Source organism: Amycolatopsis ruanii (genome assembly GCF_003385175.1).
In the GTDB taxonomy this organism is placed as follows: domain Bacteria; phylum Actinomycetota; class Actinomycetes; order Mycobacteriales; family Pseudonocardiaceae; genus Amycolatopsis_E; species Amycolatopsis_E thermalba.
The window spans coordinates 42,034-58,213 of the sequence record NZ_PQHY01000040.1 but is presented as its reverse complement, the minus strand read 5'-3'; the positions used below and the strand labels follow the sequence as shown (position 1 = coordinate 58,213).

Sequence of the window (16,180 nt, the reverse complement as noted above, 5' to 3'; positions counted from 1 at the left end):
CCGGCTACTGACCCGCCTGGCCTTCGGGTTCAAACACGCCGACGCCCTGATCTCCCTCGCACTCCTCGCGCTCGGCGGCTACCGCCCCGAACTACCTGACCGCACCCACACATAGATCAACAGAGCCAGAAAAGGCTCAGCCCTCGACTTCGCGAACCGCTCACTCCCAGGATCGGCAACGACGGCCGCGGCAATGCACCGGATCTCTTCGGACAACGCGCGTACACGCTCGCGATCGCGCAGTTCGGCCGTGACTCCGAGGAGCCTCGCCATCTGCTTCATTCGCCGCGCGGGCTGTCCGAGAGACGCGATTTCACGCACTATCTCCTCGATCAGCTCACTACTCCTGCCTTCACGAGCGACGACGAGGAGCGCGTCGATCCGCTGCGAGAGATCGTCCGCTCGCCGGGCAAGCACCGTGGCGTGGGTGACTACGCCAGCGGCCAGGTGTGCCCTGATCAGGTCGAGCCGAGCTCGCCGTTGCATTGACGAATACTCCACCAATCCGAGAGCATGTTCTGCCAGTTCCAGATCGTCATTGACGAGCGCGGCCTCCGCAATCAGCGCCCAGCCCGCGGACCGCGCAGCACCGTCTTGGAACGAGCGGACCAGCTTCTCGGCCCGCTCGAAATCCCCCATGTCGGCCACTGTGCGCACCCAGTGCAGGGACTGCCGTTCGTCCCGCGGAGGGACACTGCTGCGGGCGACCGTCTCGGCGAGGACGAGGAGCCGCGTGCCGCGCTCGAAGTCCTCGGCACGCAGAGCCGCCGCCGCGACTTCGAGAACACTCTCCGCGTCCGCGGTGGCCGGCGCACAAACACGCACCAGTTCTTCGGCCCGCGCGAGGTCACCACGGACCGCCTTGGCCGCCGCGATCGCCAGTAGTGCTTCCGGATTCCGGCTGGACAACCGCTCCGCGACGCCTTCGGCTTCGGCCAGCAAGCGCGAGGCACGATCGTGATCCGGCAGTACCTGGCTCACCGCTGCGAGCCGCCTGCACAACCGAAGATCGTCCGGTGTGTCACGCGCGAGCGCCACACCGCGCTCACCTTCTTCGCGCGCGACCTCCGTGATGAGCCATTCCACCCAGGCCTCACGAGCGTCCTCGTCCCGGATCGATTGGATCAGCTGCACCGCCCGGTCGCGGTGACCGAGTGTCACCATGTCGCGTACAACGTTTCCGAACCGGTTGGTGTTCGTCCCGAATCCACGGTGCTTCCGGAGCAAGTTCTCCGCTTCGTCCAGCAACTCCTCCGAGCGGACACGTTCACCCACCTTCAGGGCCGCGACCGCTGCGGCACTCAGTGCCTCGTAACGCCAGTCGTTCGTGTCCGAAACGAGCATCTCCTCGGCCAGCCCGAAAAGCGACCGGGCAAGTTCGTGTTCTTCGCTCTCGGCCGCCTGCGCCGCGAGTGCCGCGAGCGCCTGCGCCTTCTCGGTCCGGCTCTCCACCAGATCGACGGTACGGCGGGCCCGGTCGAAGTCACCCGCCATGGCACACGCCTCGGCAAGCGCCCGGATCGGCCTCGCACTGAAGTACTGGTTCAAGCCGCCCGCGATCCGCTCCGCTCGATCCAGCAGATGCGCCGCCCGATCCGGTTGTCCTCCAGCCCGGCAAACGCGATGAGCAGCCAGGACAGCGTCGATCCGGCGCGCCGGATCGGGGATCGCCTCGATCATCGCGAGGGCACGCTCGTACTGACCCACCCTGATCCACCCTGCGGGGATGGTGTGCGGGATCCGGCTGCTGCCCCTGTGCAAGTGCGACCGGTGGACGGCGAGTCGCGTGAGAGCGATCAGATCCGGGTTCTCCGCGGCGAGGAGACAGTCCTGCGTGGCGATGATCTCGGCGAGCGATGCCCCGTCACCACCCGTTCGCGCCAGCATTCGCCGATGCCTGCCCGGGTCGGTAGCACAAGCGATCATCCGCTCGGTGAGCCCGGCTTCGGACAGCATGGCGAAGTATCCCCGGAAGAGATAGTCAGGCGTGTTCTCGGGCCATTGCTGCCGCGCATAGCGGGCCGCCCATTCGTGCAAACGAGAACGATACTCCTCAAGCTTCGGGCCCAGCATCGAACGCGCAGTGGTTTGAAGTCGTTCGTGAGCCAGCAGATACACGTCATGCCCGCCAGAGGAAACACTACCCCGGCGCGTGAAGCTCCGACCGGCGGAAGTGCCGAGATGGTTGTCGATCGCCCATTCGGACACACCGATCAGCTCTGCGAGATCCGGTGTCGACAGTCCGCCCCCCGCTGCCGTCAGGAGCCCGAGCAAGTCCTGTTCTACCCGGGAACCCCGCATCAGGTGCTGGAGGTCGCCTTCCATGACTACCCGTACCGCCTCAGCCTTCGCAGAGGGTTGCAACGGGCGGATGATCTCCGGGGCACGAAGCGGGTGGCGTTCGGCGACGTCCTTGGGCAAAGGAGGGTTCGGACGACTGGAGACGATCACCCGCATTCCGTGACGGGGCTGTTCCGGAAGCAACGCTGCGATGCTGCGTGATTCACGACCCCGGTCCTCGTCGAGTCCGTCGACGACCAACACCAACCGCTCGCCACGCACCTCACACTGCCGCGCCGCTTCGGTCAGCAGCGCCAACAGGTGCGTGTCCCTCGTGAATTCCGTCAAGTGGGAGGCCGGTGGCACCTCCATCATCGCCCACAACTGCTCCAGCACGTTGTCGACGAATGCACGCCGGTCGCTGTGTGGCCCGAAACTTGCCGTCACGAAGAACGACACCACGCGCACTCCCGACGGCGGGTTCAGAACAAAAGTCGACAGCAACGCCGACTTCCCCGACCAAGCCCGAGCACGCAACCACAGGTAGGAGGTCGCGCCATGGACACAGAACTCGGCCAGTTCGTCGAGCTCGCGGTCGCGGTCGTTCAGTTCCTTCGGTGCGATCCGTTCGACCTGCGACCGGTAACCAGTAACAACCGGAGTTCCCGAGTGCACGTACACTCCGCCGTGCACCGAACCTGCCTGAACCACCGGCCCATGGAATTCGCCCGCAGCCGCGTTCTGCTCCATCCGCCTATGATCCCGCACAACCCGCCTGTCCAGGCCGGAATCGCTCGAGGCACACCCGTTCAGCGCACCGCGTAGACGTCCAGCACCACCGCGTCCGGGCGGCGCAGCGCCGAGCTCACCGCCACCACGTGGTTCAGCCACGCGTAGTCCGGCGAGTCCTCGGCGGTTTCGAAGGTGATCGCGGTGCGGAAGCGGTACGTGGACGGCTCCGGGGACTGCCCGGCGAGCAACGCGGCCATCACCTCGGGCGGGCCGTGCCGCACGCCGCGGCTGGTGATCGACACCAGCGATCCGTCGTCGGCGCGTGCGGTGTAGCGCGCCTCGACGCGGACCCAGCCGTCGCTCTGCAGGATCTGCCAGTCCGCGCCGCCGGGCAGGACGTCCGCGGTCAGTCGCGGGCCCTCGAAGCGGCCGCCGGTGATCGGCACGATCCGGCGGCGGCCGTGGGGCGTGCCGCCGAGGTCGAGCACCTCGTCCAGCGTCACCTCCGCCCTGGCGAGGAACTCCAGCTCCGGCCGCGGTGGCTGCTGCGGGGTCACCATGACCGGGCAAACTATCAGGAATCCTGACCCAGGACAGCCGTCGCGCGGAGGACCACCTCTCGCAGGTAGCGGTGCTCCGGGTCGTCGTCGTACATCGGGTGCCACCACATCGCCTCACGCAGCGGGCCGACCTCGAACGGGCACGGCAGCACCCGCATGCCCAGCTCGGCGGGCACCGCCGCGGCCAGCCGCCGCTGCAGCAGCGCGACCCGGCCGGTGCCGCGCACCAGGCTCGGCACGGTCAGGAACGTCTCGGTCACCACCTGGACGTGCAGCTCGATGCCGAGCATCCGCATCTGCCGCGCGGCGGGCGTCGACGCGGTGGGGCCGTGGTAGGTCACCACCCACGGCATCGCCTCGAGCTGCTCGACGGTCAGCTCCTCGCCGACCTCGGCGTTGTCGCTAGAGACCAGGCAGACCCAGTCGTCGAGGTAAAGCTCGCGGTAGGGCAGGTCGGTGATGAACCCGTGCGGCATCAGCAGCAGGTCGTGGTTGACCAGCGCCTGGGCCGCCTGCTCGACCAGCGACGGGGTGTTCGCGGTGAGGCGCAGGCGCGTGCCGGGCGCCTCCGCGGCGAGCAGCGCGGCGATCTCCGAACCCAGCACCGCCACGCCGTAGTCACTGATCAGCAGCGAGAACTCCCGCGTCGAGGACGCCGGGTCGAAGTCCGGTTCGGCGGCGAAGACCCGTTCCACACCGGTGATCGCGACCCGCACGCGTTCCGTGAGCTGGACTGCCAGCGGCGTGAGCCGGTAGGAGTTGCCGACGCGGATCAGCAGGTCGTCACCGAAGTGGCGGCGCAGCTTGCCCAGGTGCGCGGACACCGCGGGCTGGCTCAGGCCCATGCTGGCGGCCGCCCGCGTCACACTGCGTTCCTGCAGCAGGGCGTGCAGCGCGACCAGCAGGTTCAGGTCCAGGCTCGCCAGGTTCACCAGCGCAGGCTACATCAGCGCGGCTGATACCACGCATCACCGATTTCGTCTTCCCTGATACCGCCGCGGTGCCCGACAGTGGTCTTCGTCGCTCGAGGAGGAACCGACGTGATCCACGACCGCACCGATCCCGAAGGCGCGATCGCCGCCGCGGCCAAGCGCTGCTCCAACTGGGGCCGCTGGGGAGCCGACGACGTGCTGGGCACCCTGAACTTCCTGGACGAGGCCAAGCGCCGCGAAGGCGCCGCCCTCGTCCGGCAGGGCAAGAGCTTCTCGCTGGCGCAGCGGTTCGAGGCGGACGGCCCGCAGAAGGGCTGGCGCCGCCGCACCAACCCGGTGCACACGATGCTCGACACCGGGCTGGACGCCGAGCGCGGCCAGGGCTTCCCGCACGGTCTCGGTGGCGCGGACGACGTCGTGTTCATGCCGCTGCAGGCTTCGACGCAGTGGGACGGGCTCGGCCACATCTTCGACCACGGCACCGCCTACAACGGCCGCCGCGCGGGTGACGTCGTGACCAGCGAGGGCGACCAGGTCACCGGCATCGAGACCACCGCGGGCCGGATCGCCGGCCGCGGGGTGCTGCTCGACGTCGGGCGCGCGATCGGCACCGACGGCGAACTGCCGGACGGGTTCGCGATCACGGTCGAGCACCTGGAGGCCACGATCGCCGCGCAGGGCGGGACCGCCCGGGTCGGCCGCGGCGACCTGCTGCTGGTGCGGACCGGCCGGCTCACCCGCGCCCGCCGCGAGGGCTGGGGCGACTACGCCGGCGGCGACGCGCCCGGCCTGTCGTTCACCACCGCGGACTGGCTGCACGGCACCGAGATCGCCGGGATCGCCACCGACACCTGGGGGTTCGAGGTGCGGCCCAACGAGTTCGACGTCGCGTTCCAGCCGCTGCACCAGGTCTGCATCCCGCACATCGGCCTGTTCCTCGGCGAGATGTGGGACCTCGACGCGCTGGCCGCCGACTGCGCCGCCGACGGGGTGTACGAGTTCTTCCTCGCCGCCGACCCGATCCCGGTGACCGGCGCGGTCGGCGCCCCGGTCGCGCCCGTCGCCGTCAAGTAGGAGTTCCCATGCCAGCCGTGAACAACGTCCTGGTGGTCGGCAGCGGCCTCGCCGGGACGGCCACCGCGATCGGTCTCGCCGCGCACGGCGTCGCCGTCGACCTGGCCGAGATCAAACCCGACATCGCCGCCATCGGCTCCGGGATCACCTTGCAGGGCAACGCCTTGCGCGAACTGCGCAACCTGGGCGTGTGGGAACGGGTGCGCGCCGAAGGCTTCGGCTTCGACAGCCTCGGCCTGCGTGCCCCCGACCCCGCGGGCACCCTGCTCGTGGAGATCCCGGACGCCCGCACCGGCGGCCCCGACCTGCCCGCCACGATGGGCATGCCGCGCCCGGCGCTGGCGCGGATCCTGCTGGACCGCGCCGCCGAAACCGGGGTGAAGACCCGCTTCGGCGTCACCGTCACCGAGCTGAACCCCGACGGCGACGTGGTGCTCTCCGACGGCTCCACCGGGCGCTACGACCTGGTGGTCGGCGCCGACGGCATCCGCTCGTCGGTCCGCCGGATGCTCGGCATCGAGCTGGAGACCCGCGCCACCGGCATGGGCATCTGGCGCGCGTTCGGCCCGCGCCCGGCGTCGGTCACGCGCACAGACCTGTTCTACGGCGGGCCGTGCTACATCGCCGGCTACTGCCCGACCGGGGAGAACTCGCTCTACGCCTACGTCGTCGAAGACGCCCAGGACCGCTCCGCGCTGACCCCGGACGAGCGGCTCGCCACGATGCGCGAGCTGGCCGCGGCCTACCACGGCCCGTGGGACGAGATCCGCGAGACGCTCACCGATCCGTCCCGGGTCAACTACACCTGGTTCGAAACCCACGTGCTGCCGCCGCCGTGGCACCGCGGGCGCGTCGTGCTCATCGGCGACGCCGCGCACTCCTGCCCGCCCACCCTCGCGCAGGGCGGCGCGCAAGCCCTCGAGGACGCCGCGGTCCTCACCGAACTGCTGCTCGCCGCGGACACGCTCGACGAAAACCTGTGGCGGGCCTTCACCGACCGCCGCTACGAGCGCGCGAAGGCCGTCGTCGACGCGTCCAACCAGCTCGGCCAGTGGCTCCTCGACCACGAACAGGGCGACGTGCCGGGCCTGATGGGCCGCGTCGCCGCACTCGTCACCCAGCCCGCCTGACCCAGGAGGACCCATGACCGACCGACTCATCACCCACCTGCGCCACGTCGACCTGGCCGTGCCGGACCTGGCCCGGCAGCAGGACTTCTTCACCGGCGCCTGGGGCCTGACCACCGAGCACACCGACTCCGGCATCGCGTTCCTGGCCGCCGAGGGATCGCCCGAGCAGTACGTGATCCGGCTGCGCCAGGCCGCCGACAAGCGCATCGACCTGATCTCGTTCGGCGCCGCCACCCCGTCCGATGTGGACACCTTGGCCGCCCGGCTGGCGTCGTCCGGCGTGAAGCTGGTGAGCGAGCCCGGCGCCATCGACACCCCCGGTGGAGGCTACGGGTTCCGGTTCTTCGACAACGAGGGCCGCACCATCGAGATCAGCGCCGACGTGGCCGTGCGCGCGCACCGCAAGATCGAGGAGGGCGAGTCCGTCCCGGTGCGGCTGTCGCACGTGGTGATCAACTCCGCCGACCCGGAGGGCACTCGCGCGTTCTACGAGAAGCACCTCGGGTTCCGGCTCTCGGACATCCTGATGCACCCGCGGATGGGCGAGATGATGTGGTTCATGCGGGTGAACTCGTGGCACCACAGCATGGCGATCGCCCGCTGCCCGCACCCGTCGCTGCACCACGTGTCGTTCGAGATGCGCGGGCTGGACGAGTACATGCGCGGCACCGGGCGGCTGCTGCGCGCCGGGGTGGAGAAGATCTGGGGGCCCGGCCGCCACCTGGCAGGCAACAACACGTTCAGCTACTTCCTCGACCCGCACGGCAACACGATGGAGTACACCACCGAGCTGGAGCTGATCGACGAGGACACCTGGCACCCGCACCTCTACGACTTCAGCGACCCCGAGGTGTCCGACCAGTGGGGCACGGCGAACGCGATGAACGAGTTCGTCGCGCAGAAGTCGTTCAACGATCCGGACAAGGGCCTGTTCGTCGCCCCGCCGGTGTGAGGAGTTCCTGATGCGTTTCGCCACCTACTCACTCGATGGCGTGGTCCGGGCCGGTGTCGTCGCCGGCGACGGCATCCACCCGCTGCCGCCCGAGGTGACGGTGCTCGACCTGGTGCGATCGGGTCTGCCCGCCGCGCTGGAGGCGGGTGCCGCCGCCCTGGGCGAACCGCCGGTGCCGCTGGACCGCGTGCGGCTGCTGCCGCCGCTGGCGCCGCCGACCGTGCGGGACTTCGTCGCGTTCGAGGAGCACGTGGAGGGCGTGGTCGCCAGCGTCTCCGGCGGATCCGGGGTCGTGCCGGAGTGGTACGAGGCGCCCACGTTCTACTTCACCAACCCGTACGCGCTGCTCGGCGCCTTCGACGACGTGCCGGTGCCGCCGGGTTCGCGGCTGTTCGACTTCGAACTGGAGGTCGCGGCCGTGGTGGGGCGGGACGGGTCGTCGCTGACGCCGGAGCAGGTGGAGATCTTCGGGTACACGGTGTTGAACGACTGGTCCGCCCGCGACCTGCAGCGGCGGGAGATGAAGGTGCAGCTCGGCCCGGCGAAGGGCAAGGACTCCGCGACGACGCTCGGGCCGTGGCTGGTGACGGCGGACGAGCTGGAGTCCTATCGCGACGGTGACGGGTTCCTGGAGCTGGACCTGCGGGTGTCGGTGAACGGCGACCTGATCGGGCAGGACCTGTTGTCCAACATGGGCTGGCCGTTCGAGGAGCTGGTCTCCTACGCCTCGCGCGGCACCTGGGTGCGGGCCGGGGACGTGCTCGGGTCCGGGACCTGCGGCAACGGCGGTTGCCTCGCCGAGCTGTGGGGCCGGGGGCGGGACGTGCCGCCGCTGAAGCCGGGGGATGTCGTGGAGATGACCGTCGAGGGCATCGGCACGATCCGGAACACCGTCGTCGCCGGGGTGGACCTGCCTCCGGTGCGGGCGGCGCGCCCCCGCCCGCGGAAGCGCACGCGATGAGGGTCGCCGGCAAGGTCGTCATCGTGACCGGCGCCGGACGGGGACAGGGCGCGGCGGAGGCGCGGCTGCTGGCCGAGGAGGGCGCGCGGGTGATCGGCGTGGACCTCGATCCGTCGCCGGCGGAACCGTTGCCCGGGGTCGAGTACGCGCGGCTGGACGTCACCGACGCCGCGGGCTGGTCCGCGCTGGTGTCCGGGTTGGACCGGGTGGACGGGCTGGTCGCCAACGCCGGGATCACCTGGCGGGCGCGGCTGGGCGAGGTCGATCCGGACGATCTGGCGCGGGTGCACGACGTGAACGTGGGCGGCGTGGTGCGGGCGATCCAGGCGGTGCTGCCGGTGATGCCCGCGGGCGGGTCGATCGTGACGGTCGGCTCGGTGGCCGCGCTGACCGGGCACTACCCCGTCGCGTACACGGCGAGCAAGTGGTCCCTGCGCGGGCTGACCCGGGCGGCGTGCCTGGAGCTGGGCGCGCGCGGGATCCGCGTCAACGCCGTGCACCCGGGCTACATCGAGACGCCGATGACCGCGTCGGCTCCGGCGGCGTTCCGGGAGGCGAACATCGCCGAGACGCCGCTGCGCCGCACCGGAACCGTGGACGAGGTCGCGCCGCTGGTGGTGTTCCTGCTCTCGGACGACGCGTCGTTCATCACGGGCGCGGAAATCCCGGTGGACGCGGGCTGACCGCGCACGGCGGCGTGAAATCGATCAGTGACACACTTCGGAAAGGCTTTTGATGTTCGAGTACTTCCCCGGCAACTACGTCTGGAACCTGGGCGTCGTCGCGACGCTGAACAGCGGCGGGCTCATCGACGAGGTCGACCGCGCCTGCCGTCCGATCAAGGAGGCCGCGCAGCGCGGTGAGGACGCCGGCACCGCCGACTTTCTGACGGCGTGGACCGCGCTCACCGACCAGCTCGTGGAGCAGGCAGAGGAAGCGGAAGCGGCCGGGCACACCCGCACCGCGCGGCAGTTGTACGCGCGGGCCACGAACTACCTGTGCCAGGCCGAGCGGATGCAGAGCGCGTCGGCGCCCGGGCGGCTGGACACCTACCGGCGGGTGCTTGCGTTGCAGGAGAAAGCGTTTGCGCCGGGCGTGTCGCGGGTCGAGATCCCGTACGAGGGCACGACGCTGCCCGCGTACTTCAGCGCGGCGCCGGTCGAGGGCCCCGCGCCGGTGATGATCATGTGGAACGGGCTGGACTCGACCAAGGAGCACATGTACTCCTCCGGGCACTGGGCGGAGCTGGCGGCGCGCGGGATCTCGTGCCTGATGGTGGACTGCCCCGGGTCGGGCGAGGCGTTGCGGCTGCAGGGCCTGACGGCGCGCGTGGACACGGAGGCGTGGGCGGCGGCGTGCGTGGACTACCTGGTGGGCCGGTCCGATGTGGACTCGTCGCGGATCGGCCTGGTCGGCTGGTCGCTGGGTGGTTATTACGCACCCCGCGCCGCGGCGTTCGAGAAGCGGCTCGCGCTGGTGGTGGCGTGGGGCGCGAACCACGACTGGGGGGCCGTGCAGAGGCGCCGCCTGGAGCGCGAGGGCGAGCGGCCGGTGCCACACTACTGGGAGCACGTGCTGTGGGTGTGGGGGCACTCCGACCTGGAGGAGTTCATCCGCTTCGCGGACGCGGTCAACCTGGACGGCGTGGTGGAAAAGATCGACGTCCCGTTCCTCATCTGCCACGGCGAGAACGACCGGCAGATCCCGCTGGCGTACGCCCACCGCTCGTACGAGCAGGCAACGGCCAGCCCACGGCGCGACCTGCGGATCTTCACCCCGGCCGAGGGCGCGACGGAGCACATCGGGCTGGACCACCTGCCGTACGTGAGCAGCTACATCGCCGACTGGGTGGCGGACGTGTTCGAGGGTCGCTGACCGGCATACTCCGGAGGTGACGGACGACGAGTGGCGGCAGCACGTGGAGGGCTGGCGACGCCTCCTGGCCGAACTGGAAGCAGAAGGCTGGCAAGCCACGCTGACCTCCCCGGCGGCCCCGGTCCAGCTCGAAGGCCGCTTGCCCGAGGGCGAGCGGTTCTACTTCCGGGCCCGCCACGCCCACGTGCTCCTCTCCGTCGGCGGCGACGATCCCGCTGATGTCGGCGCTTGGGAAGGCGAGGTTCCGTTCGAGGGCGCCAGCTACCTGGCAGCAGAAGACGGCGCTCCCGTCATCCGGCTACTGCTTGCCCGCTACCGCGCGGACAAACAGTAGCCCCGGCCCGCAGCTGGGCTTCGCGCCCGGCGGGGCGAAGCCCAGTCGTTTCCGGCCCTGCCAGTGCAGGCCTCCGCGGCGTGCGGGCCGTCCGGCCCGATCACCCGCAGGCCACCGACCAGCGCCTGGGCGGTGCCGTGAGTCGCACCTGCCGCACCTCAGCCACCGGGCATCCGGCCGCGAGAGCGGATCACCCATCTCAACCTCGCAGCTGCGCCCGCGCGTCCATCAGCGCGAAGCCCAGCAGGTTCAGCCCCGGCCAGCGCTCCGGATCCCCGGCGCGCGGGTCGTCCGCCGCGGCGCCGATACCCCAGATCGCATCGACCGGGCTGGCCTCCACCAGCACCCGCGGGCCCGTGCCCACCAGGAACCGCCCCAGGTCGGGGTTCTGGCCGAACTTCGCGACCGAACCGGCGACCACGATGTCGTACCGGGACGCCTCCCAGCGGGCCGGATCGAAGCCCGCCACCTGGCGGCCCAGCTCCTTCGCCCGCCCGGGGTGCGGGGCGCGCAGCACCTCCTCGGCCACCGCCGAGTCGCCGAACAGCAGCGCCTTGCGCCACATCATGTAGTGCTCCGCCGTGGCGAACTCGCGCCCGTCCACGGTGAACCGCGCCGGCCACCACTGGCTCAGGCACCCGCGCCCCGCGCTGCCGTCCGGCTCCGGCCGGTGACCCCAGAAGAACAGGTACTCGACTCGCTCACCCCGTCGCACCCGCTCGATCAACTCCGCTCGCACAACCGGCAGTATCGCCGATCAGAAGCCGGAGATCACCGTCTTTCCGACGGTCCGCCCGGTCTCCGTCAGCTCGTGCGCCTGCCGCAGCGTCGAAGCGTTGATCGGCTTCAGCTCGGTCGTCAGCGTGGTCCGGACCGCGCCCGCCTCGACCAGTTCGGCGACGTGCGCGAGCAGGTCGTGCTGGGCGATCAGGTCCCAGCCGTGCAGCGGCCGGGTGAACATGAGCTCCCAGTGGAAGCTGATGCTCTTCCCCTTGAGCGGCAACAACTCCAGCCCCTCCGGCTCGTCGATCGCGGTGATCGCGCCGCCGGGGCGCAGCAGCTCGGCGAACTCCTCGATTCGGCCGGCGGTGTTCGGGGAGAACACGTAGTCCACGCCGTCCGGCGCCACCTCCCGCACGCTCGCGACCAGCTCCCGGTGGTCGGCCACGTGGTGGGCGCCCAGCGAGCGCACCCAGTCCCGCGACTCCGGACGGGACGCGGTCGCCACCACGGTCAGCCCGGTCAGCGCCCGCGCCAGCTGGATCAGGATCGACCCGACCCCGCCCGCGCCGGCGAGGACCAGCAGCGTGCCGGTGCTGTCCGGGCCGGCCCGGAACCGGTCGTGCAGCGTCTCGTACGCGTGATGCTGGTCAGCGGCAGCGCCGCGGCCTGGGCGAACGACAGGCTCCGCGGCTTCGGGCCCACGATGCGCTCGTCGACGACGTGGTACTCGGCGTTCGTGCCCGGCCGGTCGATCGTGCCCGCGTAGTAGACCTCGTCGCCGGGCTGGAAGAGGGTCACCTCGGCGTCGGTCGCGGTCACCACGCCGGCCGCGTCGAAGCCGAGCACCCGCGGCTCGCCGCCCGGGTCGGAGCCGGCGCGCACCTTCGTGTCGACGGGGTTGACCGACACCGCCTCGACGCGCACCAGGAGGTCGTGCGGCCCCGACTCCCGGACCGGCAGCTCGACGTCCTCGAGAGCGGCGGGATCGGTGATGGGGAGGGGCTTGCGGTAGGCCACCGCGCGCATGGTCGTCATGGCGGCGACGGTAGTAGGAAGGTAGTAGTTACCTGCAAGGCGCACAAGTTCCCATCGGATACCATCGCAGCGTGCAGACTTGTGGTCCGAAGGACGTCTACGCCGCCGCGTGCCCGTGCCGGGACATGCTCGACCTGCTGGCGAACAAGTGGAGCGCGCTCGTGCTGGGCGCGCTGGAGGGCGGCCCGCAGCGGTTCGGCGCGTTGCGGGCGCGGCTGCAGGGCATCAGCCCGAAGGTGCTGACCCAGACGCTGCGCAAGCTCGAGTCGCACGCGCTGATCGAGCGCGAGGTGTTCCCAGAAGTGCCGCTGCGGGTGGAGTACCGGCTGACCCAGCTCGGCGCCGACGCGGCCGTCCCGCTGGCCGCGCTGCGCACCTGGGTGGAAGCCAACATCGACCGCTTTCCGCAGCCCGCCTGAGAAACTCGCGCTTGACCTCCAGCTCACTTCAGCTTCTAGCGTCGTCGGCATGACGGATGTGACGGCGACCGCGGTGCGGATACTGCCCAGGACACTCCTGCTCACGCTGCTCGGCGTCAGCACGATGACCATCATGGCCAGCGCCACCATCACGCCCGCCCTGCCGGGCATGGAACACCACTTCGCGGGTACGCCGCACGCCGCGCTGCTGGTCCGGCTCGTCCTCACCCTGCCCGGCCTCGCGATCATGCTCGCCGCGCCGGTGCTCGCCCGGCTGAGCGGCCGGGCCGGGCGGGTCCGGGTGCTCGTGGCCGGCCTCGCTCTCTACATCACCGGTGGCGGGTCGGGCCTGGTGCTCGACTGGCTGCCCGGTCTGCTGGCCGGGCGCGCGGTGCTCGGCGTCGGCATCGCGGCGATCATGGTCACCTCGACCGCCCTGCTCGCCGACCACTACCCCGCCACCGAGCACGGCCGAGTGCTGGGCCTGCAGGGTGCCGCGATGGGGTTCGGCGGTGTCGTCGCCCTGCTGCTCGGCGGGGTCCTGGCCGACCTGAGCTGGCGCGGGCCGTTCGCGGTCTACCTGCTCGCCCTGCCGATGCTCGTGCTCGTCCTCCGGTTCGTGCCCGAGGCGCCGACGACCGCGCCGTCTCCGGACGGTCCACAACGGACACCGCGGCTGTTCGGCCTGTACGCGCTGATGTTCCTCGGCGTCGTCGTCTTCTACACCGTCCCCACGCAGGCCCCGTTCTGGCTGGGTGAGATCACCGGCACCGGCCCGGTCGTGGTGGGCGTGCTGATCGCCGCGATGAACCTGGTCATGACGCTGGTCGGCCTGAACTTCCGGCGGCTGCGCGCCCGCTGGGACTTCCGGGTCCTCGCCGCGGCGATCTTCGCCGCCTACGCGGCCGGCCTGGTCGTCGTCGGCCTCGCCGGCGGGATCTGGATGGCGGCGATCGGCATGCTCATCACCGGCATCGGCATCGGCCTGCAGAACCCGGTGATGAACGGCTGGGTGGTCGCCTCGGTGTCCGCCGTGGCCCGCACCCGCGCGCTCGGGATTCTCACCTCGGCGCTGTTCCTCGGCCAGTTCGCCTCGCCGCTGATCGCGCAACCGGTGGTCGACGGCGTCGGGCTCGGGAACACCTTCGTGCTCGCCGGCGCGCTCGGCCTGGTGATTTCCGTGGTGCTGGTTTTCCGGCGCGGCAGGGCAACCTCGGATTCCCCGGCGGCGTAAGGAGCTTCGTAAGCCCACCGACAGGGAGGAAAGGGCATGCGCGTCAAGGGAATCATCATGGGGGCGGCGACCGGGGCGGTCGGGCTGGAGATGTTCGCGACGCCCGCCGCGTCCGCGTCCGGCCCGGTGGACTGCGACCCGAACCCGGGTTCGACCGGCTCGTGCGGGTGGATCAACGTGGAGCCGGACGTGGTCCACCGCGGCGACGTGGTGGACGTGGAGGCCAGGTGCCTGAACGCGGAGGCCTACCCGGTGTCGGACGTGCTGCTGAACTTCACCCCGACCGCCGAGCCCACCCACTGGTCGGCAACGGTCTCCCGCAAGGCGAGGCCCGGCGAGCACACCGCAACGATCACGTGCCCGGAAAACACCTACACGACAACGTTCTTGGTGGTCCGATAAGGACGGACGCGAGGCCGCCGGACGGTTCCGCCTCACGATCCGGACCGTTCGGCGGATCACCTTAGTGGCTTGTAGCCGACTCCGGCAAGGCTTCCTCGACGAGCACGCTGGTCGTGAAGTGCGCGGGGGATGCTCGACCGCCAATCGGCCGCCGGAACCAGGCCCGGCGGAACGAGTTCGAGCCCCCGGAAGAACTCCGATATCTGCCCGGCCGTCCTCGGGATCACCGTGGCCGAATCCCGCGTGTAACGCCGGACCAGTTCGGCGCGGTCATCGGGACTGGCCGACGCGTCGTCGACCACTCCGTGCGAGATGACGAGGTAGCTGCCCGGCGCCAAGGCCTCAACCCAGTCGTGGACCGGTGACGCGGGCTGGTCGATGAAATGCAGTACCGCGTTCATGAGCAACGCGGTGGGCTCCGCGAGGTTCAGCGGCCCATCCAGCCGCCGGAGCACCTCCGCCGGGCGACGAAGGTCACCGGAAATCACCTGAGCCTTCGCGTAACCGCTGGTCAGGCCGGACAGCGCGTCGACGACGTCCGGGTCGTTGTCGACGTACACGACGCGTGCGCCGGAGGCGAGTTCGTGGACATTGCCCCCAGGCGTCGGGTAGCCGGCGCCGACATCGAGGAACTGACGGATCCCCTGCTCGTGGCAGAACCTGACCGCCCGTTTGAGGAACTCGCGGCTGAGCTGCGCCCACTCCACGATGAAGGGAATCAACGGGTAGACCGTCTCCTCGGCGAATGCCTGTTCCACGTCGCCGTAGTGCCTTCCGCCGAGGTAGAGGCTGTAGAGCCGGGGGGCACTGGGTCTCTGCGCGTCCGAGGTCAAGGTGGGGCTGCTCCTTCGCTCGCCATGATGGCTGCGGCCAAGTGGGCCGTGTCGTTGTGGGTGACCTGCACCCAGCGATGGTGTCGCTCCCGGATCCCGGGGACGAGGGGCTGCCGCTCCCAGCGGGTGATGCCAGTCGGAGTGACCTCGAACCCGGCGTGCACCCGTGCCTCTGGCGGCAACCGGAGAAAGAGATGAGCCGCTGTGGTGACGGTTTCCCCATGCCCGATGACGAGGATCCGCTCTCCCCGATGCCGATCGAGCAGCCGGGTGAGCCCTGCGGTGACGCGGACGAGATAGTCCTTCCACGTCTCCGCTCCCGGCGCGACGGCGATGTCCAGCCCGTCCTCGGGCCCCGCGCGGACCTCGGAGAGCACTTCCCGCCAAGGACGGCCGTCGGCCTCGCCGTAGTCGGGATCGCGCAGGTCGTCGGAGACGGTGAGTGGGAGGCCGAGCCGCGCTGAGACGACTTCCGCGGTCTCCGCGACGCGCCGCACCGAAGTGGCGTACAGCGCGGCGAACGGCTTGACGTCGTGCTCCTGCGCGAGCGCAGCGGCCAGCCGGGCGGCTTGCCACCGGCCCAGCTCGGTCAGTCCGGTACATCCGCGGGGGCCTCCGACGATCCCCTCCCGGCCGCACCGGGACTCCCCATGGCGCGCGATAACCAAACCAGTGCTCTCCATCCTGGCCCTCCCGCCGGATTC

General features: G+C 70.5%; 18 protein-coding genes. 10 read left to right on the top strand and 8 right to left on the bottom strand.

Features of this window, described 5'->3' with window-relative positions; all coding sequences use genetic code 11:
* Positions 1-78 precede the first annotated feature (78 nt).
* From D0D28_RS21305 to D0D28_RS21295, 3 genes are read right to left on the bottom strand one after another with little or no spacing between them, the layout of a single operon-like run.
* Positions 79-3,030, bottom strand: coding sequence for a hypothetical protein (locus D0D28_RS21305; protein WP_116111742.1), 2,952 nt, complete (start codon positions 3,028-3,030; stop codon positions 79-81).
* A gap of 59 nt (positions 3,031-3,089) precedes the next feature.
* Positions 3,090-3,572, bottom strand: coding sequence for a DUF3237 domain-containing protein (locus D0D28_RS21300; RefSeq protein WP_094004158.1), 483 nt, complete (start codon positions 3,570-3,572; stop codon positions 3,090-3,092).
* Positions 3,573-3,586: 14 nt separating this feature from the next.
* Positions 3,587-4,504, bottom strand: a complete 918-nt coding sequence (locus D0D28_RS21295) for a LysR family transcriptional regulator (protein WP_116111741.1) — start codon at positions 4,502-4,504, stop codon at positions 3,587-3,589.
* 108 nt (positions 4,505-4,612) lie between these two features.
* Between D0D28_RS21295 and D0D28_RS21290 the strand changes: the two genes are divergently transcribed.
* Genes D0D28_RS21290 through D0D28_RS21260 form a run of 7 tightly spaced genes read left to right on the top strand, consistent with a single transcriptional unit; the run spans position 4,613 to position 10,830 of the window.
* Positions 4,613-5,578 (top strand): cyclase family protein, encoded by a 966-nt coding sequence (locus tag D0D28_RS21290; protein WP_116111740.1) that lies wholly within the window; start codon positions 4,613-4,615, stop codon positions 5,576-5,578.
* A gap of 8 nt (positions 5,579-5,586) precedes the next feature.
* Positions 5,587-6,708, top strand: a complete 1,122-nt coding sequence (locus D0D28_RS21285; RefSeq protein WP_094004155.1) for an FAD-dependent oxidoreductase — start codon at positions 5,587-5,589, stop codon at positions 6,706-6,708.
* Positions 6,709-6,721: 13 nt separating this feature from the next.
* A complete protein-coding gene (locus tag D0D28_RS21280) occupies positions 6,722-7,660 on the top strand; it encodes a VOC family protein (protein WP_094004154.1) in 939 nt (312 codons plus the stop codon).
* Positions 7,661-7,670: 10 nt separating this feature from the next.
* Complete coding sequence (locus D0D28_RS21275) at positions 7,671-8,621, top strand: fumarylacetoacetate hydrolase family protein (RefSeq protein ID WP_116111739.1); 951 nt, start codon at positions 7,671-7,673, stop codon at positions 8,619-8,621.
* Positions 8,618-9,304 carry an SDR family NAD(P)-dependent oxidoreductase gene (locus D0D28_RS21270; RefSeq protein WP_240323291.1) on the top strand — a complete coding sequence of 229 codons (687 nt, stop codon included), beginning with the start codon at positions 8,618-8,620 and terminating at the stop codon, positions 9,302-9,304. The genes D0D28_RS21275 and D0D28_RS21270 overlap by 4 nt, the downstream gene beginning before the upstream one ends.
* A 52-nt stretch (positions 9,305-9,356) precedes the next feature.
* Positions 9,357-10,496, top strand: coding sequence for an alpha/beta hydrolase family protein (locus D0D28_RS21265; protein WP_116111738.1), 1,140 nt, complete (start codon positions 9,357-9,359; stop codon positions 10,494-10,496).
* Between the two features lie 16 nt (positions 10,497-10,512).
* Complete coding sequence (locus tag D0D28_RS21260; protein ID WP_094004150.1) at positions 10,513-10,830, top strand: hypothetical protein; 318 nt, start codon at positions 10,513-10,515, stop codon at positions 10,828-10,830.
* Positions 10,831-11,029: 199 nt separating this feature from the next.
* Here D0D28_RS21260 and D0D28_RS21255 read toward each other — a convergent pair whose 3' ends face one another.
* From D0D28_RS21255 to D0D28_RS36910, 3 genes are read right to left on the bottom strand one after another with little or no spacing between them, the layout of a single operon-like run.
* Positions 11,030-11,569 (bottom strand): NADAR family protein, encoded by a 540-nt coding sequence (locus D0D28_RS21255; protein WP_094004149.1) that lies wholly within the window; start codon positions 11,567-11,569, stop codon positions 11,030-11,032.
* 18 nt (positions 11,570-11,587) lie between these two features.
* Positions 11,588-12,058, bottom strand: a complete 471-nt coding sequence (locus D0D28_RS36915) for a zinc-binding dehydrogenase (protein WP_240323290.1) — start codon at positions 12,056-12,058, stop codon at positions 11,588-11,590.
* A 35-nt stretch (positions 12,059-12,093) separates the two neighbouring features.
* Positions 12,094-12,588 (bottom strand): alcohol dehydrogenase catalytic domain-containing protein, encoded by a 495-nt coding sequence (locus D0D28_RS36910; RefSeq protein WP_240323289.1) that lies wholly within the window; start codon positions 12,586-12,588, stop codon positions 12,094-12,096.
* 71 nt (positions 12,589-12,659) lie between these two features.
* Here D0D28_RS36910 and D0D28_RS21245 point away from each other — a divergent pair, with 71 nt between their 5' ends.
* The 3 genes from D0D28_RS21245 to D0D28_RS21235 are packed head-to-tail and all read left to right on the top strand — an operon-like array spanning position 12,660 to position 14,643.
* Positions 12,660-13,007 carry a winged helix-turn-helix transcriptional regulator gene (locus D0D28_RS21245; RefSeq protein ID WP_233157116.1) on the top strand — a complete coding sequence of 116 codons (348 nt, stop codon included), beginning with the start codon at positions 12,660-12,662 and terminating at the stop codon, positions 13,005-13,007.
* 49 nt (positions 13,008-13,056) lie between these two features.
* Entirely contained in the window at positions 13,057-14,241 is a 1,185-nt protein-coding gene (locus tag D0D28_RS21240) for an MFS transporter (protein ID WP_116111737.1), read from the top strand.
* A 36-nt stretch (positions 14,242-14,277) separates the two neighbouring features.
* Entirely contained in the window at positions 14,278-14,643 is a 366-nt protein-coding gene (locus D0D28_RS21235) for a hypothetical protein (protein ID WP_116111736.1), read from the top strand.
* A gap of 56 nt (positions 14,644-14,699) precedes the next feature.
* On the opposite strand, the gene D0D28_RS21230 is transcribed toward D0D28_RS21235, so the two are convergent.
* Together D0D28_RS21230 and D0D28_RS21225 are read right to left on the bottom strand one after the other, a co-directional pair.
* On the bottom strand, positions 14,700-15,476 hold the full coding sequence (locus D0D28_RS21230) for an SAM-dependent methyltransferase (protein WP_158224397.1): 777 nt from the start codon (positions 15,474-15,476) through the stop codon (positions 14,700-14,702).
* Positions 15,473-16,159 (bottom strand): histidine phosphatase family protein, encoded by a 687-nt coding sequence (locus D0D28_RS21225; protein WP_094004144.1) that lies wholly within the window; start codon positions 16,157-16,159, stop codon positions 15,473-15,475. The genes D0D28_RS21230 and D0D28_RS21225 overlap by 4 nt, the downstream gene beginning before the upstream one ends.
* Positions 16,160-16,180 lie beyond the last annotated feature (21 nt).